The 21,338-nt window shown below is 53.2% G+C and carries 20 protein-coding genes; 9 read left to right on the forward strand and 11 right to left on the reverse strand.

Annotation, left to right across the window (positions count from 1 at the left end):
* Positions 1-5: 5 nt before the first annotated feature.
* A complete protein-coding gene (gene pdeB, locus SOM82_RS05050; protein ID WP_320460160.1) occupies positions 6-1,565 on the reverse strand; it encodes a cyclic di-3',5'-guanosine monophosphate phosphodiesterase PdeB in 1,560 nt (519 codons plus the stop codon).
* A 94-nt stretch (positions 1,566-1,659) separates the two neighbouring features.
* Here pdeB and SOM82_RS05055 point away from each other — a divergent pair, with 94 nt between their 5' ends.
* Complete coding sequence (locus SOM82_RS05055) at positions 1,660-2,379, forward strand: GntR family transcriptional regulator (RefSeq protein ID WP_154127662.1); 720 nt, start codon at positions 1,660-1,662, stop codon at positions 2,377-2,379.
* On the opposite strand, the gene SOM82_RS05060 is transcribed toward SOM82_RS05055, so the two are convergent.
* Positions 2,367-3,566, reverse strand: coding sequence for an enolase C-terminal domain-like protein (locus SOM82_RS05060; RefSeq protein WP_320460159.1), 1,200 nt, complete (start codon positions 3,564-3,566; stop codon positions 2,367-2,369). The two genes, SOM82_RS05055 and SOM82_RS05060, sit on opposite strands and share 13 nt — an antisense overlap.
* 278 nt (positions 3,567-3,844) lie before the next feature.
* On the opposite strand from SOM82_RS05060, the gene SOM82_RS05065 reads away from it, so the two are divergent.
* The 3 genes from SOM82_RS05065 (at position 3,845) to ykgO (ending at position 5,721) form a co-directional block, all read left to right on the forward strand.
* Positions 3,845-5,224: a PTS transporter subunit EIIC gene (locus SOM82_RS05065; RefSeq protein WP_320460158.1), complete on the forward strand. Its 1,380-nt coding sequence runs from the start codon at positions 3,845-3,847 to the stop codon at positions 5,222-5,224.
* 93 nt (positions 5,225-5,317) lie between these two features.
* Positions 5,318-5,578: a type B 50S ribosomal protein L31 gene (locus SOM82_RS05070; protein ID WP_154127664.1), complete on the forward strand. Its 261-nt coding sequence runs from the start codon at positions 5,318-5,320 to the stop codon at positions 5,576-5,578.
* A gap of 2 nt (positions 5,579-5,580) precedes the next feature.
* Entirely contained in the window at positions 5,581-5,721 is a 141-nt protein-coding gene (ykgO, locus tag SOM82_RS05075; protein ID WP_154127665.1) for a type B 50S ribosomal protein L36, read from the forward strand.
* Here ykgO and SOM82_RS05080 read toward each other — a convergent pair.
* Positions 5,718-6,428, reverse strand: a complete 711-nt coding sequence (locus tag SOM82_RS05080; protein ID WP_320460157.1) for a GNAT family N-acetyltransferase — start codon at positions 6,426-6,428, stop codon at positions 5,718-5,720. The two genes, ykgO and SOM82_RS05080, sit on opposite strands and share 4 nt — an antisense overlap.
* 99 nt (positions 6,429-6,527) lie before the next feature.
* On the opposite strand from SOM82_RS05080, the gene pdxR reads away from it, so the two are divergent.
* Positions 6,528-7,988: a MocR-like pyridoxine biosynthesis transcription factor PdxR gene (gene pdxR / locus SOM82_RS05085; RefSeq protein ID WP_320460156.1), complete on the forward strand. Its 1,461-nt coding sequence runs from the start codon at positions 6,528-6,530 to the stop codon at positions 7,986-7,988.
* On the opposite strand, the gene SOM82_RS05090 is transcribed toward pdxR, so the two are convergent.
* The 6 genes from SOM82_RS05090 to acrA form a co-directional block, all read right to left on the reverse strand.
* Positions 7,960-8,427 (reverse strand): YlaC family protein, encoded by a 468-nt coding sequence (locus SOM82_RS05090; RefSeq protein WP_154127668.1) that lies wholly within the window; start codon positions 8,425-8,427, stop codon positions 7,960-7,962. The two genes, pdxR and SOM82_RS05090, sit on opposite strands and share 29 nt — an antisense overlap.
* A gap of 117 nt (positions 8,428-8,544) precedes the next feature.
* Entirely contained in the window at positions 8,545-9,096 is a 552-nt protein-coding gene (maa, locus tag SOM82_RS05095) for a maltose O-acetyltransferase (RefSeq protein WP_154127669.1), read from the reverse strand.
* Between the two features lie 213 nt (positions 9,097-9,309).
* Positions 9,310-9,528, reverse strand: coding sequence for a hemolysin expression-modulating protein Hha (gene hha / locus SOM82_RS05100; RefSeq protein WP_154127670.1), 219 nt, complete (start codon positions 9,526-9,528; stop codon positions 9,310-9,312).
* 27 nt (positions 9,529-9,555) lie between these two features.
* The gene (gene tomB, locus SOM82_RS05105) at positions 9,556-9,930 is read right to left on the reverse strand and encodes an Hha toxicity modulator TomB (protein WP_154127671.1); all 375 of its coding nucleotides are present in this window, start codon (positions 9,928-9,930) and stop codon (positions 9,556-9,558) included.
* 512 nt (positions 9,931-10,442) lie between these two features.
* Positions 10,443-13,592, reverse strand: coding sequence for a multidrug efflux RND transporter permease subunit AcrB (gene acrB / locus SOM82_RS05110; protein WP_154127672.1), 3,150 nt, complete (start codon positions 13,590-13,592; stop codon positions 10,443-10,445).
* Positions 13,593-13,614: 22 nt separating this feature from the next.
* Positions 13,615-14,808, reverse strand: coding sequence for a multidrug efflux RND transporter periplasmic adaptor subunit AcrA (gene acrA, locus SOM82_RS05115; protein ID WP_320460155.1), 1,194 nt, complete (start codon positions 14,806-14,808; stop codon positions 13,615-13,617).
* 142 nt (positions 14,809-14,950) lie between these two features.
* Here acrA and acrR point away from each other — a divergent pair, with 142 nt between their 5' ends.
* Positions 14,951-15,604: a multidrug efflux transporter transcriptional repressor AcrR gene (gene acrR / locus SOM82_RS05120; protein WP_154127674.1), complete on the forward strand. Its 654-nt coding sequence runs from the start codon at positions 14,951-14,953 to the stop codon at positions 15,602-15,604.
* Positions 15,605-15,716: 112 nt separating this feature from the next.
* A complete protein-coding gene (gene mscK / locus SOM82_RS05125; RefSeq protein ID WP_414672114.1) occupies positions 15,717-19,064 on the forward strand; it encodes a mechanosensitive channel MscK in 3,348 nt (1,115 codons plus the stop codon).
* Positions 19,065-19,493: 429 nt separating this feature from the next.
* Here the strand turns inward: mscK and rsmS are convergent, their stop codons facing one another.
* Both rsmS and priC read right to left on the reverse strand, forming a co-directional pair.
* On the reverse strand, positions 19,494-19,652 hold the full coding sequence (rsmS, locus tag SOM82_RS05130; protein ID WP_154127675.1) for a pleiotropic regulatory protein RsmS: 159 nt from the start codon (positions 19,650-19,652) through the stop codon (positions 19,494-19,496).
* 12 nt (positions 19,653-19,664) lie between these two features.
* A complete protein-coding gene (gene priC / locus SOM82_RS05135; RefSeq protein ID WP_320460154.1) occupies positions 19,665-20,192 on the reverse strand; it encodes a primosomal replication protein N'' in 528 nt (175 codons plus the stop codon).
* 50 nt (positions 20,193-20,242) lie between these two features.
* Here priC and SOM82_RS05140 point away from each other — a divergent pair, with 50 nt between their 5' ends.
* Both SOM82_RS05140 and apt read left to right on the forward strand, forming a co-directional pair.
* Positions 20,243-20,620: a DUF454 family protein gene (locus SOM82_RS05140; RefSeq protein WP_320460153.1), complete on the forward strand. Its 378-nt coding sequence runs from the start codon at positions 20,243-20,245 to the stop codon at positions 20,618-20,620.
* Positions 20,621-20,774: 154 nt separating this feature from the next.
* Positions 20,775-21,326 carry an adenine phosphoribosyltransferase gene (apt, locus tag SOM82_RS05145; protein WP_154127678.1) on the forward strand — a complete coding sequence of 184 codons (552 nt, stop codon included), beginning with the start codon at positions 20,775-20,777 and terminating at the stop codon, positions 21,324-21,326.
* Positions 21,327-21,338 lie beyond the last annotated feature (12 nt).

Raw genomic sequence — 21,338 nt, forward strand, 5'->3', positions numbered from 1 at the left:
GGGCCTTAATCCGGGTCGAGATTATTCTCCGCCCAGAAGATAAACTCCGCTTTGGGCAGTGCCTTGCTGTAAAGCCAGCCCTGCCCGTACTGGACCCCGTGGCGGCGCAGCCACTCCAGTTGTCCTTCGGTTTCAATCCCTTCCGCGACCATCGCCATATTCAACGATTTCGCCATTTCGATAATGTGCGGCGTCACGTTTTTGTATTCCAGAGCATCCACGAACGACTTATCAATCTTGAGTGTATCGACATCAAGGTCCTGCAGATAACTGAGGCTTGAGTAACCGGTGCCGAAATCGTCGATATAAACGGGATGCCCTGCGCGGCGGAAACTGGCAATAGCCGGTGCGCTGAACTGCGGATCGGCAAACCCTCGCTCGGTTAACTCCAGTGCAATCTGCTGCGGCTGAATCTGCCACTGATTCAGAAGGCGACCCAGCAGCGGCGGTAGCTCATCGCAAAACAGATCTGCTGGCGAGAGGTTCACTGAAATATGCTGTTCAGGATGATGGTGTAACCACTCTCCCATGTCCTCAAATACCTTTTCGATGACCAGTCTGGTTAAGAGGGTTATCAGCCCGGTCTGCTCTGCGAGAGGGATAAAAATTTCCGGTGAAAGCAGGCTACCGTCCGGCTGCGGCCAGCGGACGAGGGCTTCGGCACCGGTTATTTTATCGCTGTCCAGTGCCACAATGGGCTGATAATGGACGACGAATTCACGCGCATTAATCGCGTCCAGCAGGCGATTACGCGGAGATTGCAGACGATGCAGAATACGCAGGACGAAGAGCGCGGCAAGGAAGCTGACCAGAGCGCCAAACGGTAGCCAGAAAAGCAGCTGTTGATGCCAGCTCTCTTTCAGCGGTTTGAGCGCGGCCCAGGCGACAACCGAGAAGCGCAGTTCGGGCACCTCTTTAGCCACGTACATTGAACCTTCGTATTGCAAAGGGGCCAGATTTTGCTGCTGTAATCGCGTCCAGATGGATTGCGCGAGCGGAGTGCTGCTGGCGAAAATAAAATTGCTGTCATTGCCCACCAGCGCAGCGTCAATCGGCCAGGAACCGAACGGGATCACGTCAATGAGGGATGACGGATCGACCATGACGAGGTAATGCTCCGACCCCAGCACCATCATATAACGATGAATACCGAGATCGTTCTGCTGTGTCAGCCAGGCGTTATAGCCTTCACGCGTGACGCGCATCGGCGGTGGAAGGGGGGCGGCGTTACTGACCTGTTCGAGCGAGGAACAAACAGGCTTCTGGTTTTCAATGTAGGTGACTTCCTGCACGTAACGATGAGAAAACGAGACACGGCGCATCGCCAGCAGATGATCGTGGCTACAGGGAACCCCTTTCCAGGCGTCGATCTGGGCTAACGCCTCTTTAGCCTGAGCAATCACTATATTGGTGCGAATCAGCACCCGCGATGAATAGCGGTCCAGATCCTGAACAAACCGGTCTTCTGCCTGACGATGCGCCAGCCAGACGCTCAGACATATCGGGATCAGCACGGCAAAGATCAGAACACCAGTCACCAGGCTAACCAGATGGCGAGTTGTCATGCTACGGTTTCCTTTCTGATGTGCTGAATTAAATTATCGGAGAATGATAATCTTATAGCATGCGGCGAGGGTTGATTTGATTCAGGTAAGGCCAATGAAAAAAAAAGAATTTGTTACGCAAGATCTGCTGAGCAAAATTTACCAGGAGACCACGCCGGGGCCGCGTAAACTGTCGCCGGAAAGGCAGCTCGCCGAAGAGTACGGTGTGTCGCGGTTTACCATTCGCCAGGCGCTGGAAAAGCTGGTGAGCATTGGTGTGGTGAGGATTGTGCAGGGGTCGGGGATCTGGATCAATGAGCAGGCGCGTAATAACCCTCTGGTTTATAACTCGATCACGGAAAAACGCTTCGATCAGATCCGCTACCGGATGATCAGCCTGCATAAAAAACGTCCCGACCGCGCTGCGCAGCAGATTTTTGGCATCCCGGAGGAGAGCTTTATCTGGCACTTTTGCCGTCTTCGCTACGTGGATGATGTACCGGTGCAGCTTGAGGTATCCAGTATGCCGGTAACGGATTTTCCCGATCTCAACCAACAGGCGATTGAGCGTTCGATCCAGCAATATGTGCTGAGTAAAGGGTTAACTATTTCGCATATGTTGACCACCTATCGCGCCGTAAGCGTGAGCCGTGAACAGGCGGTGATACTGGGCTGCAAAAAGGGCAGCCCGGCAATGCACATTAATAATCGCGGTATTCTGGACGGCGGACGCGTGTTTGAAGTGAGTGACATCATCGACATCAACTATACCTGCACCTACGTTATTCCCTACAACCGCGATAATCTGGCGTGGCGGCAAAATCAGGGCGTATGAATCGCGCCATCGGGCAGGCGGCTCTGCGTCCATTCGTGCGGGCGATAGAGAACAGGATGCGCGAGTGCCAACGCTTCGTTGAATCCGACGCCAATTCCCGCCCCGGCGGGTGGATAGACAAATCCCTCTTTCACTTCAGGCGCACCCGGGAAGACGCTATCCGTGGTGGCCGAGCGGGGAATAAACTCCTGGATGGCGGCATTGTGCAGATGAATATTCAGATGCGTATTTACCGCCACGCCAATTGGGGTCATATCGCCCGGTCCATGCCACGCCAGACGGATCCCAAAGGCCTGACACAGATGCGCCAGCTTCAGTGCCGGTGTAATCCCCCCGATCTGTGAAACGTGGCAGCGAATAAAATCAATGCGGCGGTTAACGATCAGATCGTGCCATTCGGCAGGATTATTGAATAATTCGCCCATCGCCAGCGGAACACAGCTTTGCTGACGGATTTGTTCCAGCCAGCCGCTTTGCTGGGGCGGCAAAATATCTTCGATGAAATAGGGCTGGAAGGGTTCGAGTTGTTTAGCCAGTTGAAGCGCTTGCTGGGGAAATAATCGCTCATGGACGTCGTGAAGAATATGCAGTTTCCAGCCATATTTTTCGCGCAGGGCGCGGAACATCTCAACGGTATTATTCATGTATTCATGCTGATCGAACCACGCGCCGGGCGTTGGATTATCCGGCGAGTGAAGCTCCGACGGCGTGCCGCCGTAAAAGCCGAGCTGGCAGCGAATATGGCGATATCCCCGGGCAATGAGGGCATCCACTGAGGCGAACAGCTCCTCCAGTGTTTCGCCGCTGGCGTGGCTGTAGGCAGCAATCGCATCACGGGATTTTCCGCCCAACAGCTGATACAGCGGCATTCCGGCGAGCTGGCCTTTAATGTCCCAGAGTGCCATATCGACGCCCGATATCGCATTGTTCATCACCGGGCCGTTACGCCAGTAGGCGTTCACGTTCATCATCTGCCACAGGTCTTCAATGTTGTTGGCATCGCGCCCGATGAGCAACGGTTTGAGATACTCATCGACTAACGTTTTAACCGCCAGCGGACGTTGCTGGAAAGTGGCGCAGCCGTGGCCGGTGATGCCCTGTTCAGTCGTGACACGGACGGTCACCAGATTGTGTCGGTCCGGGCGAGTAATAAAACACTCGATATTTTTGATAATCACAGGCGTCACGAAATAACTCCTTTGCTGCACTGTGGGAATAGGTTATGGCGAATATCATCGCCCTAAAAAAGGGGGCGGGTAAACCGTTTTTTTTACTATTTATTTTGGTCAGTTATTTCATGATAATGTAATTAAAAACCATACCAATTTTACTATCGCTCGCCTTTTAGCGCCTTATAGTTGGCTAACTGTGAGCGATATCAAATTTTATTGGTTTGTTTTGTGGTCTGGGTTTAATTATGCTTCATGGCAACATTAAAACGACAACATCACTCGGCAGGAGATTTATGGGCACGCAAGAAGCCATTAATAATATTATTCGTCTGGTTGGCGGCCAGGGGAATATTAATAAAGTCTGGCACTGCATGACGCGACTTCGCTTTGATTTAATTGACGATAATAAAGTTGATCAAACGGAGATAAAAAAACTGCCTGGCGTGCTGGGCGCGCAGCTCCAGAGCGATCAGTTTCAGGTGATTATCGGACCTAAAGTAAACAGCTGGTATGAGCAAATGCTCAGCGTGTTGGGCGACAAAGACGACGCGACGGCAGCGGTGGCGCCGAAAGGGCGCAAGAGTCTGGTATCACTGTTTATGGATACCGTTTCGGGCGTGTTTGGTCCGATTGTTCCGGCAATCGCGGGCGCGGGAATGATCAAAGGGTTGTTGGCCGGCCTGATTGCGCTAAAAGTGGTTTCCGCCAAAAGCGATACGGTGATGGTGATCGATCTGATCGCCAGCGGCGTGTTTTATTTCCTGCCGTTTTTCCTGGCGGTCTCTGCGGCGAAGATCTTTAAAACCAATGAATATCTGGCGGCGGCCGTCGCGGCGTGCCTGATGTATCCGTCACTGATCGAGGCAGCCAAAGCGCTGGCCACGCATCAGGAGGGCGCGGTGAGCGCCATCTGGTTACTGGATGTGATTCCGGTGTCGGTGTTTAACTACGCCTCCAGCGTGATCCCGGTGATCTTCTCTGTTCTGGCTCTGAGCTATATCCATCGCTGGGTGGATAGCATTATGCCTGAGGTGTTAAAAACCGTCTTTACGCCAACGCTAACGCTGTTTTTAGGCGCCCTGGCAGCGCTGGTGGTGATTGGCCCGATTGGTATCTGGTTAGGCAAAGGACTGGCGCTATTTATCGAAGGGCTGTTTAGCGTGTCGGCCAGTTTTGCCGGTCTGGTGGTCGGTGCCATTCGTCCGGTCGCGATTCTGACCGGTATGCACCACGCGATGACGCCTATTGCACTGCAGAACTTCAGCGATCGCGGTTATGACATGCTGATGCCGATGATGTTTATGGCCAACATGGCGATTGCGGGCGCGACGTTTGCGATCTGGCGTCTGAGCAAAGATCGCCAGGAGAGAACGGTAACGCTCTCGGCCGCCATTTCTGCGCTGCTGGGGATTACTGAACCGGCTCTGTTTGGTGTGCTGACGCGCTACAAAAAAGCGTTTATTGCCGCAACAATTGCCAGTTCGTTGGCCTCGGCGTTTATCGCCTTTTTTGGCGTTCGCCTTTACGGCTACATCCTGTCGAGCATTTTCAGTTTGCCAGCCTATATCGGCCCGTACTTTATCTTTGCGGTGTCAGGGGTCGTGATGGCGCTGGTGATCTCCTTTGTGTTAACCACCATGCTGGTGGGCAAAGAACCGTCTTCAGAAAATTAAGCGGATTCCCTCACCCGCCTGGGTGGGGGTTGTTTTTGCGCTGCGACTCGGATAGACTTTTGTTATGTTATAACAAAACATGGTGAGCGTAAGATGAAACCTGATATCCATCCGTACTACCGCACGGTCGTTTTTCACGACACCAGTGCCAACGAATATTTCAAAGTCGGATCGACAATTAAAACCGACCGCGAAATCGAACTCGACGGCGAGACGTACCCCTACATCACCATTGAGGTATCGTCGAAATCGCATCCGTACTACACCGGCAAGCAGAAAACCTTCTCGACAGAAGGCAGCGCTGCGCGCTTCCGCCAGCGTTTTGGCGGTTTTATTAATGCGAAGCGAGGTTAACCATGCAGGTTGTCAACTCGCTCCGCAGTGCAAAACAGCGCCATCCGGACTGTCAGATTGTAAAACGCAAAGGACGCCTGTACGTGATTTGCAAATCAAACCCGCGCTTTAAAGCGGTACAGGGACGTAAGAAAAGACGTTAACGCAGTGATTCTCGCCAGTTTTCCAGGGATCTTTTCTGCTCGCCGTCGGCGGTAAAATTGTCGGCGGCGAGCCAGTTCTGGAATGCACGGGAAACGGCTTCCCACTCGTTATCAATAATGGAAAACCAGTCGGTGTCGCGGTTGTGGCCTTTAATCACCAGCGCCTGGCGAAATTGCCCTTCATACTGAAATCCTAAACGCAGCGCCGCCCGGCGCGAAGGCGCATTCAGACTATTACATTTCCACTCGTAGCGACGATAGCCAAGCGTTTCAAACACGTAGCGCATCAGCAGATACTGTGCCTCTGTGGACATCGGCGTGCGGCTCAGCAGCGGGGAAAAATGGACATGCCCCACTTCCACCACCCCATTTTTAGCGTCAATGCGCATCAGCGCCAGCGTGCCGACCGGCGCGTTCGTTTGGTTGTCGATAACGGTGAAGTGAATGGGATCTGATAATTCGCAGACGCTGGCGACCCAGTTTGTGAAATCCTCCACGCTGGCGTCCGGCTCGCGCAGCAACCACGTCCAGCTGCGGGTATCCGGTGCCAGCGCGTAGGCGGCAAAAAGCGCGGCGGCGTGCTCTGTGCGTAAAGGCGTCAGCGAGCAATACTCCCCTTTAAGCTCCACGCGCGCGGGGTGCTGTCGCGGCTGCCAGTCGATAAGTGCCTCGCCGACCGGCTGGCCAAACTGATTGCATTGATTCATGTTGATCTCCCTGGTTTGAGTAGAGATTCAGCTTAGGAAATAAGTGGACCCTTAAAAAGGTCCACCAGGGCGTGTTATGGTGGTACCACGGAGGTGAAGATGAATATTCCTGGCGATGATTTTTACGCATTAATCAGTGATGGGCTGCAACGACGCGGGGCGCAGACGCTGCAGCGCTCGCTTTATCTCGCTTTGCGAGCCGCCATTCTCGATGGCCGATTGCAGGCGGAGAGTCGTTTACCCGGTTCCCGTATCATTGCCGGACAACTGGCGATCTCCCGCAATACGGTCAATGCCGCGCTGGAACAGCTGACGCTGGAAGGTTATTTGCACCGTAACCGACAGGGCACGCGTGTTGCCCTCCAGGAAAAAGGCGAACCCGGGCCGTCGTCTCACGCGCTGGAGGTGAGGTTAGCGCAGCGTGTGTCGCAACTTCCTCCCCCCACCGCGCGAGAAACGCCGGTGCCCGCGTTCACCCCCGGAACGCCTGCGATTAATTATTTCCCGTTGCCGCTGTGGAGGCGTCTATACGACAGGGTGTTGCGCGAAGAGGGCAGCGCGTTGCTGGGTTATGGCTCCCCGGCGGGGGAGTTGTCGCTGCGCAAAGCGATTGCCCGTCACCTGGCGCTCTCCCGTGGTATTCACTGCGACGCCAGCCAGATTGTGATCACCGAAGGGGCGCTGGAAGGTGTGAGCTTATGTACCCAGCTACTGAGTGAAACCGGGGATACCGTCTGGATTGAGAATCCGGGTTACGCGGGGGCGAAAAGCGCGTTTATGAAATCCGGACTGAGGATGGTCGGCATGCCTGTCGATGAAGAAGGCCTGCGTCTGGAGATAAACGGTGAGCACTCACCAGCGCTTATTTTCACCTCGCCTTCGCATCAGTTTCCCTACGGGAGCGTGTTAAGTATCAACCGGCGGCTGGCGTTGCTGGAGTTTGCTCGTCAGCATAATGCGTGGATTATTGAAGATGATTATGACAGTGAGTTTCGCTATAGCGGCGAACTTGTGCCCGCCATGATGGGGATGCAGAAAAATGCGCCCGTGGTCTATTTAGGTACGTTCAGTAAAACGCTGTTCCCCTCGCTGCGAACCGGATTTATGGTGCTGCCGCAGGCGCTCGCCCGCGCTGCACAGCCGGTGATGGGGGCGCTTCTGCGAGGTGGACATCGCGCGGAGCAGCGCACGCTGGCGTTGTTTATTGAAGAGGGACACTATGCGCGGCACCTGGCCGCCATGCGACGACTGTATCGCAAGCGCTACAGAGAGTTGCGTGACGCACTTCATGCCGAACTGCATGTCGCGCATCGGGTGCTGGCCGGAGAAGGGGGGATGCACCTGACCGTAGCGATTGATGGCATTGATGATAAGTGGGTGGCGCAGCAGGCAAGGCAATATCATCTTGCCCCCGCGGCGCTAAGCGGATATTACCTGGATGAGCAGCAGGGGCAAACCGGTCTGGTGCTGGGGTATGGAAATACCCCAGCGTCGCAATTTGCGCCCGGCATCAGGCGCTTGCAGAGTCTTATTACGCAGTGGCAGGGCGGGAAAGGGTAAAGACGTCGTAGAACGACAGTTCGCCCTTGGTGGAGACCATTTTCTGCAGTTTGGCTTTCTGCTCTTCTTCCACGGCGGGTGAGCGCAAAATGTTGTCGATAAGCTCCGGTGGAACATAGCGCGTGTTATACCACTCGCCGTTATAGCAAACGCGGAAATCGAGCACATCAATATCTTCGTAGCGATAACGCGGATTCACGTCGAAGAAGAAGAAGCCGTTAAACACGACAAATAAAACGACCAGTAACCAGACCGAGTCAATCAGCGTTTCTGACAGCAGCATGACGGTAAGCGTCGCCAGCAGTGCGGCATACATCGCTAAAAATAAGCCGGGATGTTTACGAATAAAGCTGATGCTGAAGCGCGGGCGATTGTCGCGCTTTTCGCGGGAATTAAGATCGTCGATGGTTTCAGTAAGCAGGCGCTGTATCTCTGTCATTTATAACCTTCATGAATTATGCAAAATACAGGGGATCTGCCTATTTTAGGGGAGCGCTTTGGTTGAAAGAAGTAACAGTTATGCGCTGAAAAACCATAACAGTTACTCATTTTCAGTTCAGAGCGTTTTAATGATCTTTGCCGGGTTTCCGCCAACAACAACGTTCGCTGGCACATCTTTGGTGACAACGGCTCCGGAGGCCACGACGACGTTGTCTCCAATCGTCACCCCAGGGTTTATCACCGCACGGCCACCAATCCAGACATTATGACCGATAGTCACCGGTTTACCCAGTTCGGCGCCGCTGTTGCGTTCTGTCGCATCTAAAGGATGCGTCGCGGTATAAATATGAACGCCCGGTGCCAGCATACAGTTATCGCCGATATGGACAGGGCACACGTCCAGCACGACGCAGTCGAAATTGGCGTAAAACCCTTTCCCGAGAAAGATGTTATAGCCGTAATCACAGCGGAAGCTGGGTTCGATGTACGCGTCGCCGGCATGGCCCAGTAGTTCGGTCAGAATAGTGCGCCGTTCGGCTTTTGCATCGGGTTCTGTGTGGTTATAGCGGTGAACAAGATGACGTGCGCGCAGGCGGTCTGCCCGCAAGGTCTCGTCTGATGGGCGGTAAAGTTCACCCGCAATCATTTTCTGCTTTTCTTCACTCATAGGATGCCTCTCTGGTATAGATTCTGCGCAATAGCGTAAAGAACCTCACCCGGAAAGGGAACGTTCCCGATTTGCTGATGTGATCATAATCACAACAATGTCGTCGAATGCACGTATAAACGGCGGGCCTGTTTTCATACAGGAATCGTGTATTGAAAGATGAATTCAGCGTAAGAACGTGGCGTGACAACTTTTAATACAAATTGCTAAGAATTAACGGACAAATTTCCACACAGACGTTGGGATTTTGTCGTAAAGCTTATTCATTGTTAGCTCGGCAAGACGATGGTCGGCCGCTGAATAAAATACAGCCAATTCATGATCCGGTAGCTCGTATTTATTTTTCTCAATAACACGCTCCAGTGTGTCCAGTGACTGGCAGCGTCTCAAGCGCATCAAATAATCTGTTTTGGTTAATGGTTTATCAGACATAAATTCACCCTAGTAATTGTAATAATTTTAACACGAATGACTGACCGGGTTAGCTCGACTCACGTTGACGAAACAACGGAATAGCCGGTTTCCCGATTTACGCCATTTTTGCAAGTCCTGTGTGTTAATGCCGTAGCTGCTGAACAACATAAAGGTGTCATCCAGATATTCATCAAGTTGCTCAATCAGTTTATTATCTTCATTGTACTTAATTTTATAATTAAGTGCGAAGGTCGCTATATGCTCAATGAGTTCATTTAGCTGTAAATTGATTGCAGAGGTCGGATCATTTACCCAGCCATGGTTGCTTTCATCAAGATTGGCAAGGCAGTCATGGTACAAGGATTCGCAGAGAAATTTCAACTGCGCAATATCATGCCTTTTTGGCGAGTACTCGTCCATAGCGCATCCCCTTTTGAGTGATTTTTTACTCACCGAGCATCAATGTCGGGATGGATACAACTTACTTAGCCGTAACGCGTGCTGTTTTCCTGATGTCTTTAACTATAATCCACTCTGATCAAGATTTCACCGCGCTATTACGAAAAATTACAATTAAAAAGCCCGGTTACACACCTGATGGCATTGTCGAACAATAGCGAAGATATTTTTGTCTTTTTCAAGACTGGCATTTTGCCGCTACCTTAAGATTCATCAGCTTACCCGATAATCTTGCGAATGAAATCCAGATAGCCCTTCGTTCATTGTGGTGCCAATCGCCAGGAATAATCTTAATAAAGTCATCACAGAGACGAAATAAAAAAGAGTCGACTCATTGTTTAACGGACATGATAAATAGGATACGCCTTAATACCCTGACAGAAATAAATGAACCGACAATAAGCGTAATTTATGACTTTTTTCAGATAAAGAAAAAGGCCGCTGTCGCGGCCTTTTTAAAGGGATAACCGGTATCAGTGATGTTCAACTGAGTGGTTATGCTCCACATCTTCATTCTTACGGCTGAAGCGGCGGCGAACCACCACGAAGAACACCGGAACGAAGAAGATCGCCAGTACGGTTGCGGTCACCATCCCGCCCATTACACCTGTACCGACGGCGTTTTGCGCGCCAGAGCCTGCACCGGTACTGATAACCAGTGGCATAACCCCGAGGATAAACGCCAGGGAGGTCATCAGGATTGGACGCAGACGCATACGGACCGCTTCCAGCGTCGCCTCAATCAGCCCTTTGCCTTCTTTATCCATCAGATCTTTGGCGAATTCCACGATAAGTATCGCGTTCTTCGCCGACAAGCCAATGGTTGTCAGCAGGCCCACCTGGAAGTAAACGTCGTTCGTCAGACCTCGGAACGTCGCCGCAAGCAGCGCGCCGATAACACCCAACGGAACAACCAGCATAACCGAGAACGGAATTGACCAGCTCTCATACAATGCCGCCAGACACAGGAACACCACGATTAACGAAATGGCGTACAGGGCAGGAGCCTGGTTACCGGACAGACGTTCCTGATAGGACATCCCCGTCCAGTCATAGCCGATTCCCGATGGCAGTTTAGCCGCCAGCTCTTCCATCAGATTCATGGCTTCACCGGTACTTCTGCCTGGAGCCGCCTGACCGAGAATTTCCATTGATGGCAGGCCGTTGTAACGTTCCAGACGCGGCGAACCGTATTCCCAGCGTGACGTTGAGAAGGCGGAGAACGGCACCATCTGACCATCGCTACCGCGCACATACCAGTTATTGATATCGTTCGGCAACATACGGTATTGCGCTTCAGACATCACGTACACTTTCTTCACGCGACCGCGGTCGATGAAGTCGTTGACGTAACTACCGCCCCAGGCTGCGCCCAGTGTGGTATTGATGTCACTAATAGAAACGCCCAGCGCCTGTGCTTTTTCCTGATCAATATCGATCTTGTACTGTGGCGTATCTTCCAGACCGTTAGGACGCACACCCACCAGAAGATCGGGGTGTTTAGCCACTTCACCAAACAGCTGGTTACGCGCCTGAGTCAGTTTTTCGTGACCCAAACCGCCCTGGTCGATCAGCTGGAAGTCAAAGCCGGTTGCGGTACCCAGTTCGACGATCGCTGGCAGGTTAAAGGCGAAGACCATCGCATCTTTAATCTGCGAGAAGGTTCCCATCGCACGGCCAGTGATGGCTTCAACCTTGTTCTCATCGCCTGGACGATCGGCCCAGTCTTTCAACGAGACGAAGGCGATACCGGTGTTCTGACCACGACCCGCAAAGCCAAAGCCGTTAACCGCAAACACCGATTCAACGTTCGCTTTCTCTTTGGTGAGGTAGTAATCCGTCACTTCATCCAGCACTTTCTGGGTACGTTCTTGCGATGCACCAGCAGGAAGCTGAGCCATCGTCAGGAACACGCCCTGATCTTCATCTGGCAGGAACGAACTTGGCAGGCGAATGAACAGGAACGCCATCCCAACAACGATGATGATATACAGCAGCAGGTAACGGCCGGTGCTGCGCAGGATGTTGCCTACGCTGTCGGTGTAGTGGTGCGTGCTCTTATCAAACATGCGGTTGAACCAGCCGAAGAACCCTTTCTTGTTCTCACCGTGATCGCCTTTTGCCACCGGTTTCAGCATGGTGGCGCACAGCGCTGGCGTCAGGATCAATGCCACAAGGACCGACAGGGCCATAGCGGAAACGATCGTTATTGAGAACTGACGGTAAATCGCACCGGTAGAGCCACCGAAGAAGGCCATCGGAATAAATACCGCAGACAGAACCATCGCGATACCCACCAACGCGCCCTGGATCTGGCCCATGGATTTACGCGTCGCTTCTTTCGGCGGTAGCCCTTCTTCGGCCATCACACGTTCGACGTTTTCGACCACCACGATGGCATCATCCACGAGAAGGCCTATCGCAAGCACCATACCGAACATCGTCAGGGTGTTTATCGAGAAGCCGAATATCGCAAGGATGGCAAAGGTCCCTAACAGAACAACCGGTACGGCGATAGTCGGAATCAACGTCGCGCGGAAGTTTTGCAGGAACAGGTACATGACCAGGAACACCAGGATGATGGCTTCAACCAGCGTTTTTACCACTTCGTGAATCGAGATTTTCACGAACGGCGTGGTGTCATACGGGTAAACAATTTTCAGGCCTGACGGGAAGAACGGCTCCATTTTCTTCAGTTCAGCACGAATGGCCGTAGCGGTATCCAGCGCGTTCGCACCGGTTGCCAGTTTAATCCCCAGACCGGAAGCTGGCTGACCGTTAAACTTCGCCACGATGTCGTAGTTTTCACCGCCCAGTTCAACCTTCGCCACGTCGCGCAGGCGAACCTGTGAACCATCCTGATTCACTTTCAGCAGAATTTTACTGAACTCATCGGCGGAGGTCAGACGGGTTTGCGCGATGATAGAGGCGTTCAACTGCTGCCCTTTCACCGGCGGTGTACCGCCTAGCTGACCGGCTGCGACCTGGGCGTTCTGCGCTTTAATGGCGCTAATCACGTCAACAGGCGTCAGCTGGAAGTTGTTCAGTTTGTTCGGGTCCATCCAGATACGCATCGCATACTGAGAACCAAACAGCTGCACATCACCCACACCTGAAGTACGACTGATGGCGTCCTTCATGTTAGCGCCCACGTAGTCGGAAATATCCTCCTGCGTCATGGTGCCATTGGTGTTGATGACGCCGACAACCATCAGGAAGCTACTGGAGGATTTCTCCACGCTCACACCCTGCTGCTGTACTTCTTGCGGCAGTAACGGCATCGCCAGCTGCAGTTTGTTCTGCACCTGTACCTGCGCGATATCCGCATCCGTACCAGACTCGAAGGTCAGCGTGATCTGAACCGTACCGGTTGAGTCACTGTTGGAGGACATGTACATCAGGTTATCGATACCGTTCATGTTCTGTTCGATAACCTGCGTCACGGTGTCCTGCACCGTTTTGGCATCAGCGCCGGGGTAGGTTGCGGTGATCGAAACGGCTGGTGGCGCAATCGTTGGATATTGCGCAACAGGCAGCTTCAGGATCGCCAGTCCCCCTGCAAGCATGATGATGATGGCGATCACCCATGCAAATATGGGGCGATCGATAAAGAAATTAGGCATGTCTTAACGGCTCCTGTTTAAGTTAAGACTTGGTTTGTTCTGACTGGCCACCGGCTGCGGCTTGTTGTTTATCGTCAGATTTGACTTCCTGGGCTTTCACCTGCGCGCCAGGACGTACTTTTTGCAAACCAGTGACAATCACGCGATCGCCATCTTTCAACCCTTCGGTCACCAGCCATTTGTCGCCAATCGCCTGCGATGCAGTGATTTGACGCGTCTCGACTTTGTCATCCGCACCCACAACCAGCGCGCTGGCATCACCGCGCGGCGTACGCGTTACGCCCTGCTGCGGAACCAGAAGCGCGGTTGGGTTCGTCCCTTCTTCCAGACGAGCACGCACGAACATACCTGGCAACAGCGTATGATCCGGGTTAGGGAAGATGGCACGTAAGGTGATAGAACCGGTGGTTTGATCGACGGTCACGTCAGAGAATTCCAGCGCGCCAGCTTGCGGGAACTTAATACCATCGCTGGTCACCAGTTCCACTTTTGCTTTACCGTTTTCTTGCTTCAGCGCACCGCTCGCCAGCTCTTGCTTCAGACGCAAGAAATCGTTGCTGGACTGCGTGACATCCACGTAGATCGGATCAAGCTGCTGCACGGTTGCCAGCGCATTGGCTTGCCCGTTCTGGACCAGCGCCCCTTCGGTAACGCTTGATTTACCAATGCGACCGCTAATAGGAGAGGTCACTTTGGTATACGCCAGATTGATACGTGCTGTCTCAACGGCGGCTTTCGCAGCGACAACCGCAGCGTTGCTCTGTTGAGAATCGGCCAGCGCCGTGTCGTAATCCTGTTGGCTGATGTATTGCGTACCGAGCAGTTTTTTATAGCGGTTCAGTGTCAGCTGAGAGATTTTGGCTGCCGCTTCGGCTTTAGCCAGATCCCCTTTCGCACTTTCGTAAGCGGCCTGATAGGTTGCCGGATCAATCTGATACAGAGAAACACCCGCTTCAACATCACCACCCTCTTTGAAGTTACGTTTCAGGATAATACCGCTCACCTGAGGACGAACTTCCGCAATGCGGTAAGCACTTGTACGGCCTGGTAATTCTGTGGTGATTTGGAGAGGTTCAGTTTTCAGCGTGACGACACCAACTTCTGGCATCTGCTGTGCTCCTTGCTGAGCCTGTTTCTCATCACATCCTGTAAGCGCTATGCCGCCTGAGAGCATCAGAACGATCGCCAGAGGCGTTAACCCTCTGTTTTTGTTCATATGTAAACCTCGAGTGTCCGATTTCAAATTGATCAATGGATCAAAAGTCCGCAAACCCATTGCTGCGTTTATATTATCGTCGTGCTATGGTACATACATTCATAAATGTATGTAAATCTGACTCCTGTAAATTCATTGACGTATGGCACGAAAAACCAAACAACAAGCGCTTGAAACACGTCAACACATTCTGGATGTTGCGATGCGACTTTTCTCGCAGCAGGGGGTTTCCTCAACCTCTCTGGCGCAGATTGCTCAGGCCGCAGGCGTCACGCGGGGAGCGATTTACTGGCATTTCAAAAATAAGTCAGACTTGTTCAGCGAAATCTGGGAGTTGTCAGAATCCAGTATTACCGATCTTGAGACTGAGTATCGGGCAAAATTCCCTGACGATCCACTCTCAGTTTTGAGAGAAATTTTGGTGCATGTGCTTGAGGCGATAGTCCTTGAAGAACGGCGCCGCCTGATGATGGAAATCATCTTCCATAAATGTGAGTTTGTCGGTGAAATGGCGATTGTGCAACAGGCGCAAAGAAGTCTTTGCGTCGAAAGCTATGACCGCATCGAACAAACCCTTAATCAATGTATCCAGGCGCAGATGTTGCCGGCTAATCTGCTGACTCGCCGGACAGCCATTTTGATGCGCAGCTACATTTCTGGCCTGATGGAAAACTGGCTTTTTGCTCCGCAGTCTTTCGACCTGAAGCAGGAGGCGCGCAGTTATGTCGCCATTTTGCTGGAGATGTGCCAGCTCTGCCCGACGCTGCGCGGTGACCCTCACTCCCTTCCGGCCTGATCGCACCGAGAATTATCCTCGAGGCTCGCCTTCGCGCTATTCTGCCATTGTCTGGCGTGATATTCTTCGCGCCAGGTTATTTCCGCTCATCTCTCACATCACATTCATCACTATGCTGCACTACATTCGCTCGCAATACTCTGTTTTTGTCTTGTTTTTCGCCGTGATTTTTTTGTTTGCTACGGCCCCGACCGTCTATGCCCGTGCTGATAATGGCAGCGATGTGCCGACACGGGCGGATGTTCAGTCTCAGCTCGACAGCCTGAACAAACAAAAAAATCCCACGCCGCAAGATAAGCTGGTTCTGGGCGATCTGACGGAAACGCTCGAAACGCTGGATAAAATTGAGCGTGTAAAGACCGAAACCACCCAGCTTCGGCAGAAAGTCGCCGAAGCTCCGGAGAAAATGCGTCAGGCGACCGCCGCGCTCAGTGCCCTGAGCGATCTCGATAACGATGACGAAACGCGTAAAACTCTGGCCACGCTCTCACTGCGCCAGCTTGAGTCCCGGATGACGCAGGTGCTCGACGATCTGCAAACCGGGCAGAGCGATCTCTCCACTTACAACAGCCAGTTGGTCTCCCTGCAAACGCAGCCGGAGCGCGTCCAGAATGCGATGTATACGGCCTCTCAACAGCTTCAGCAGATCCGTAACCGCCTGAATGGCACGACGCTGGGAGAGGGGGCGTTACGTCCGTCTCAGCAAACGCTGCTGCTGGCTCAGCAAATGCTGCTTAACGCGCAGATCGACCAGCAGCGTAAGAGTCTCGAAGGTAACACCGTTTTGCAGGATACCCTGCAAAAGCAACGAGATTATGTCACCGCCAATATTAATCGCCTGGAGCATCAGCTCCAGCTGTTACAGGAAGCGGTCAACAGCAAGCGCCTGACCTTGACCGAGAAAACGGCGCAGGAAGCGGTATCGCCGGATGAAACGACCCGCATCCAGGCCAATCCGCTGGTCAAGCAGGAGCTGGACGTCAATCATCGGCTCAGTCAGCGTCTGATTCAGGCGACAGAAAGCGGTAACTCGCTGGTTCAGCAAAATATTAAAGTGAAAAACTGGCTGGATCGCGCCCTGCAGGCGGAGCGTAATATTAAAGAACAGATTGCGGTGCTGAAGGGAAGCCTGTTGTTGTCACGCATTCTGTATCAGCAACAGCAGACGCTGCCCTCTGCCGACGAACTGGAAGACATGACTAACCGCATCGCGGATTTGCGTCTGGAACAGTTTGAAATCAACCAGCAGCGCGATGCGCTTTTCCAGAGCGATGCTTTTGTCGCCAAAGTGGAAGAGGGGCATTCCAGTGAAGTGAATGATGAAGTACACGATGCGCTGCTGCAGGTTGTCGATATGCGCCGCGAACTGCTGGATCAGCTGAATAAACAGCTCGGCAATCAGCTGATGATGGCGATCAATCTGCAAATCAACCAGCAACAGCTGGTCAGCGTGTCGAAAAGCCTGCAGGAGATCCTGACTCAGCAAATCTTCTGGGTAAACAGCAACAAACCAATGGACTGGGACTGGATTAAATCTTTCCCTGAAACGCTGAAGTCTCAGATTCAGGGAATGAAAATTACCGTGAACTGGGAAAAAGCCTGGCCTGCGGTGATGATTGCGTTTCTTGCGGGTCTGCCGCTGCTGCTGATAGCGGGGCTGATTCGCTGGCGTCTGGGCTGGCTTAAAAAGTATCAGGCGAAGCTCGCCCAGGAAGTGGGCCAACTGCGTAACGACAGCCAGCTCCATACGCCAAAAGCGATTCTTATCGATCTGATCCGCGCGTTGCCGGTGTGTTTGTTGATTCTCGCGGCGGGTCTGATTTTGCTCACGATGCAGCTTAATATCAGCGATCTGTTGTGGGCGTTCAGCAAAAAACTGGCGTTGTTCTGGCTGGTGTTCGGCCTATGCTGGAAAGTGCTCGAAAAAGACGGCGTTGCGGTTCGTCACTTCAACATGCCCGAGCAGCTGACCAGCCACTGGCGTCGGCAAATTGTTCGCGTCAGCCTGGCGTTGCTGCCTTTACATTTCTGGTCGGTGGTGGCAGAGCTTTCTCCGCTGCATCTGATGGACGATGTACTGGGGCAACTGGCGATTTTCCTCAACCTGTTGCTGATCGCCATTCTGATGTGGCCGATGTGCCGGGACAGCTGGCGCGACAAAGAGTCGCACAATATCCGTCTGATCACCGTCACGGTACTGGCGATTATCCCGCTGGCGCTGATGGTGCTTACCGCAACGGGCTACTTCTATACCACGCTGCGCCTGTCGGGCCGCTGGATTGAAACCGTCTACCTGGTGATCCTCTGGAACCTGCTGTATCAGACGGTGCTGCGCGGTCTGAGCGTTGCGGCGCGCCGTATTGCCTATCGCCGCGCACTGGCGCGTCGTCAGAATATGGTGAAAGAGGGGGCTGAAGGGGCGGAGCCGCAGGAAGAACCGACTATCGCGCTGGAGCAGGTCAACCAGCAAACGCTGCGTATCACCATGCTGGTAATGATCGCCCTGTTTGGGGTGATGTTCTGGGCGATTTGGTCAGATTTGATCACCGTGTTTGCCTATCTCGACAGCATTACGTTGTGGCAATACAACGGCACTGAGGCCGGTGCGGCGGTAATGAAAAGCGTGACCATGGGCAGCCTGCTGTTTGCGCTGGTCTCGTCAATTGTGGCCTGGGCGCTGATTCGCAACTTACCGGGCCTGCTGGAAGTGCTGGTCCTTTCGCGCCTCAATATGCGCCAGGGCTCGTCTTACGCCATCACTACTATTCTTAACTATGTGATTCTGGTGGCGGGGGCGATGACTGTCTTCGGTTCGCTGGGAGTCTCGTGGGATAAACTCCAATGGCTGGCAGCGGCACTCTCGGTTGGTCTGGGCTTTGGGTTGCAGGAAATTTTCGGTAACTTCGTCTCTGGTCTGATCATTCTGTTCGAACGCCCGGTACGTATCGGCGATACCGTCACCATCGGTACGTTCTCCGGGACGGTCAGCAAGATCCGTATTCGTGCGACGACGATCACCGACTTTGACCGTAAAGAGGTGATCATTCCGAACAAAGCGTTTGTCACCGAGCGCCTGATCAACTGGTCGCTCTCCGATACCATCACCCGCGTGGTGATCCGTCTCGGCGTGGCGTATGGCTCTGATCTGGACAAAGTGAAAGAGGTGCTGCTGCGGGCGGCAACGGAACATCCAAAAGTGATGCACGATCCGGCGCCATCGGTGTTCTTCACCACCTTTGGTGCCAGCACGCTGGATCATGAACTGCGTTTATATGTGCGTGAACTGCGCGATCGCAGCTATGCGGTAGACGAACTGAACCGCACCATCGACCGTCTGTGCCGGGAAAACAATATCAATATCGCCTTCAATCAGCTTGAAGTTCACCTGCGCAATGAAAAGGGTGATGAGCATACTGAAGTGAAGCGCGAGATTAAAGGTGACGATCCAACACCTGCGTGATTTTCCCCTCACCCTAACCCTCTCCCCAACGGGGAGAGGGGACTGTACTGGAGCGAAGTGACGATTTTCCCCGTCTTCCCTATGGGGAAGTGACCGCACAGGAGCAAGCTCCCCCTCTGCCTTTTAGGGAGGGGGCCGCGCTGGAGCAAGCTCCCCCTCTCCCTTTCAGGGAGAGGGCAGGGGTGAGGGTCGTTTCCCTTCAAAATCCCGCCTGACAATCTCCAGCGCTTTTAGCACCAGCGCTATCAGCACCATCTTCCCTATGGGGAGGGGGACCGCGCTGGAGCAAGCTCCCCCTCTCCCTTTCAGGGAGAGGGCAGGGGTGAGGGTCGTTACCCTTCAAAATTTCGTCTGACAATCTCCAGCGCTTTCAAACCGTCTCCCCTATGGGAAGAGGACCGCACGGGAGCAAGCTCCCCCCTCTCCCTTTCAGGGAGAGGGCAGGGGTGAGGGTCGTTTCCCTTCAAAATCTCGTCTGACAATCTCCAGTGCTTTCAAAACCGTCTCCGCCGGCAGATCATGGTTTTCCAGCAGCATAATCAGATCGACGGCCAGCTTGACCTCGTCGGGGGCATTTTCCAGCGACATGTTGTTCTCCTTTTAGCGAGTGATGCGCGCAATCACTCGCTCTATCTTATCCAGCGCCTGACGGCAGCGGGTGAGTCGTCCTTCCAGGGCAGAAACTTCGCGCAGTAAACGTTGCTGCTCTTCCAGCGTTTCGCTGGTGCTGAGTTGCTGTTCGCGCGCCTGTTTCATCTCAAAGAGACGACGTTCAAATTCCTGATGCTCCAGACGTTTACGCTGCCATTTTTCCATGCCCGCCGATGGGCTGTCCCAGGCGCGCAGCGGCCATGCGGTGATTTCACGGTGCAGTGCGGTCATCTGCTCGATCAAATGTTCAGCCAGCCAGGCGACCTGCTCCTGCCTGCTTTGCTTCACGGCGTGGTTCAGTTCATCAAGATTGCGTTGAGCTTCATCGAGGTAATCTTTAATCAGCGTACTGCGGGTACGAAATAACTGCCGGTCAAAGCGCGGTTTCAGCGTCGCATGCTGCATCAACGGCGACGCCTGCGAACGCAGTGCTATCAGCTGATTTTGCAGGGTCTCTAAAAGCAAGGCTGTTTTCAATACGCTCTCCAGTGGTAAAGTAGCCGTTCAGTTTGATAACGATTCGCATTATGCAGCGTACTATTTTAATCATCATTGGCTGGCTCGCGGTAGTGCTTGGCACCCTCGGGGTTATTTTGCCTTTACTGCCTACCACGCCTTTTATTTTGCTGGCTGCCTGGTGCTTTGCCCGCTCATCGCCGCGCTTTCACCACTGGCTGCTCCATCGCTCATGGTTTGGCGGCTATCTGCGCCACTGGCAACAATACCGGGCGATGCCGCCTGGGGCAAAGCCTCGCGCCATTGTCCTGACACTTGCGACCTTCGCTATTTCATTATGGCTGGTGAAAATGATGTGGGTGCGCATCCTGCTGCTGGTTATCCTCTGTTGTCTGCTTTTCTTTATGTGGCGAATTCCCGTCGTTGATGAAAAGCAACAAAAGCACTGATGTGCAATGATGGTGGTTGCAATTATCCCCGGCAGCCAGTAAATTCGACCGTTTTCGAGCACAGGTGCGCCTGGTCAAAGGTTAATCAGTTGTTACCTTGACTATCCTTTTTTGCGCGCCGTGAGTAACACCGTTTTTAACCAGGCATACATTTATGACCGCGACTGCGCAGCAGCTTGAATATCTGAAAAACAGCATCAAAAGCATCCAGGATTATCCAAAACCTGGCATTCTTTTCCGTGATGTCACCAGCTTGCTGGAAGACCCGAAAGCGTACGCTCTCAGCATTGAATTGCTGGTCGAGCGCTATAAAAACGCCGGGATCACCAAAGTAGTAGGCACCGAAGCGCGTGGCTTCTTGTTTGGCGCACCGGTTGCGCTGGCGATGGGCGTCGGTTTTGTGCCCGTGCGTAAGCCGCGCAAACTCCCGCGTGAAACCATTGCTGAGAGCTATGAGCTGGAGTACGGCACCGATCAGCTGGAAATTCACGTTGATGCGATTCAACCCGGCGACAAAGTGCTGGTGGTAGACGATCTGCTGGCGACCGGCGGCACGATTGAAGCGACGGTTAAGCTGATTCGTCGCCTCGGTGGCGAAGTGACCGACGCGGCCTTCATCATCAATCTGTTCGATCTCGGTGGCGAACAGCGCCTGGAAAAACAGGGCATCACCAGCTATAGCCTGGTGCCTTTCCCGGGTCATTAATCCCTCTTCCCG

Origin of the sequence: Lelliottia sp. CFBP8978 (genome assembly GCF_034046055.2) — a bacterium.
Classification (GTDB): Bacteria; Pseudomonadota; Gammaproteobacteria; order Enterobacterales; family Enterobacteriaceae; genus Enterobacter.

Coding starts and splice junctions, on each gene's coding strand:
- SOM82_RS05090 (WP_154127668.1), bottom strand. CDS start 8,427: ATGACAGAGATACAGCGCCTGCTTACTGAAACCATCGACGATCTTAAT.
- acrB (WP_154127672.1), bottom strand. CDS start 13,592: ATGCCTAATTTCTTTATCGATCGCCCCATATTTGCATGGGTGATCGCC.
- SOM82_RS05080 (WP_320460157.1), bottom strand. CDS start 6,428: ATGAATCAATGCAATCAGTTTGGCCAGCCGGTCGGCGAGGCACTTATC.
- rsmS (WP_154127675.1), bottom strand. CDS start 19,652: ATGTCGCTGGAAAATGCCCCCGACGAGGTCAAGCTGGCCGTCGATCTG.
- maa (WP_154127669.1), bottom strand. CDS start 9,096: ATGAGTGAAGAAAAGCAGAAAATGATTGCGGGTGAACTTTACCGCCCA.
- SOM82_RS05140 (WP_320460153.1), top strand. CDS start 20,243: ATGCAGCGTACTATTTTAATCATCATTGGCTGGCTCGCGGTAGTGCTT.
- ykgO (WP_154127665.1), top strand. CDS start 5,581: ATGCAGGTTGTCAACTCGCTCCGCAGTGCAAAACAGCGCCATCCGGAC.
- SOM82_RS05070 (WP_154127664.1), top strand. CDS start 5,318: ATGAAACCTGATATCCATCCGTACTACCGCACGGTCGTTTTTCACGAC.
- apt (WP_154127678.1), top strand. CDS start 20,775: ATGACCGCGACTGCGCAGCAGCTTGAATATCTGAAAAACAGCATCAAA.
- pdxR (WP_320460156.1), top strand. CDS start 6,528: ATGAATATTCCTGGCGATGATTTTTACGCATTAATCAGTGATGGGCTG.
- mscK (WP_414672114.1), top strand. CDS start 15,717: ATGCTGCACTACATTCGCTCGCAATACTCTGTTTTTGTCTTGTTTTTC.
- acrA (WP_320460155.1), bottom strand. CDS start 14,808: ATGAACAAAAACAGAGGGTTAACGCCTCTGGCGATCGTTCTGATGCTC.
- tomB (WP_154127671.1), bottom strand. CDS start 9,930: ATGGACGAGTACTCGCCAAAAAGGCATGATATTGCGCAGTTGAAATTT.
- SOM82_RS05065 (WP_320460158.1), top strand. CDS start 3,845: ATGGGCACGCAAGAAGCCATTAATAATATTATTCGTCTGGTTGGCGGC.
- acrR (WP_154127674.1), top strand. CDS start 14,951: ATGGCACGAAAAACCAAACAACAAGCGCTTGAAACACGTCAACACATT.
- pdeB (WP_320460160.1), bottom strand. CDS start 1,565: ATGACAACTCGCCATCTGGTTAGCCTGGTGACTGGTGTTCTGATCTTT.
- hha (WP_154127670.1), bottom strand. CDS start 9,528: ATGTCTGATAAACCATTAACCAAAACAGATTATTTGATGCGCTTGAGA.
- SOM82_RS05055 (WP_154127662.1), top strand. CDS start 1,660: ATGAAAAAAAAAGAATTTGTTACGCAAGATCTGCTGAGCAAAATTTAC.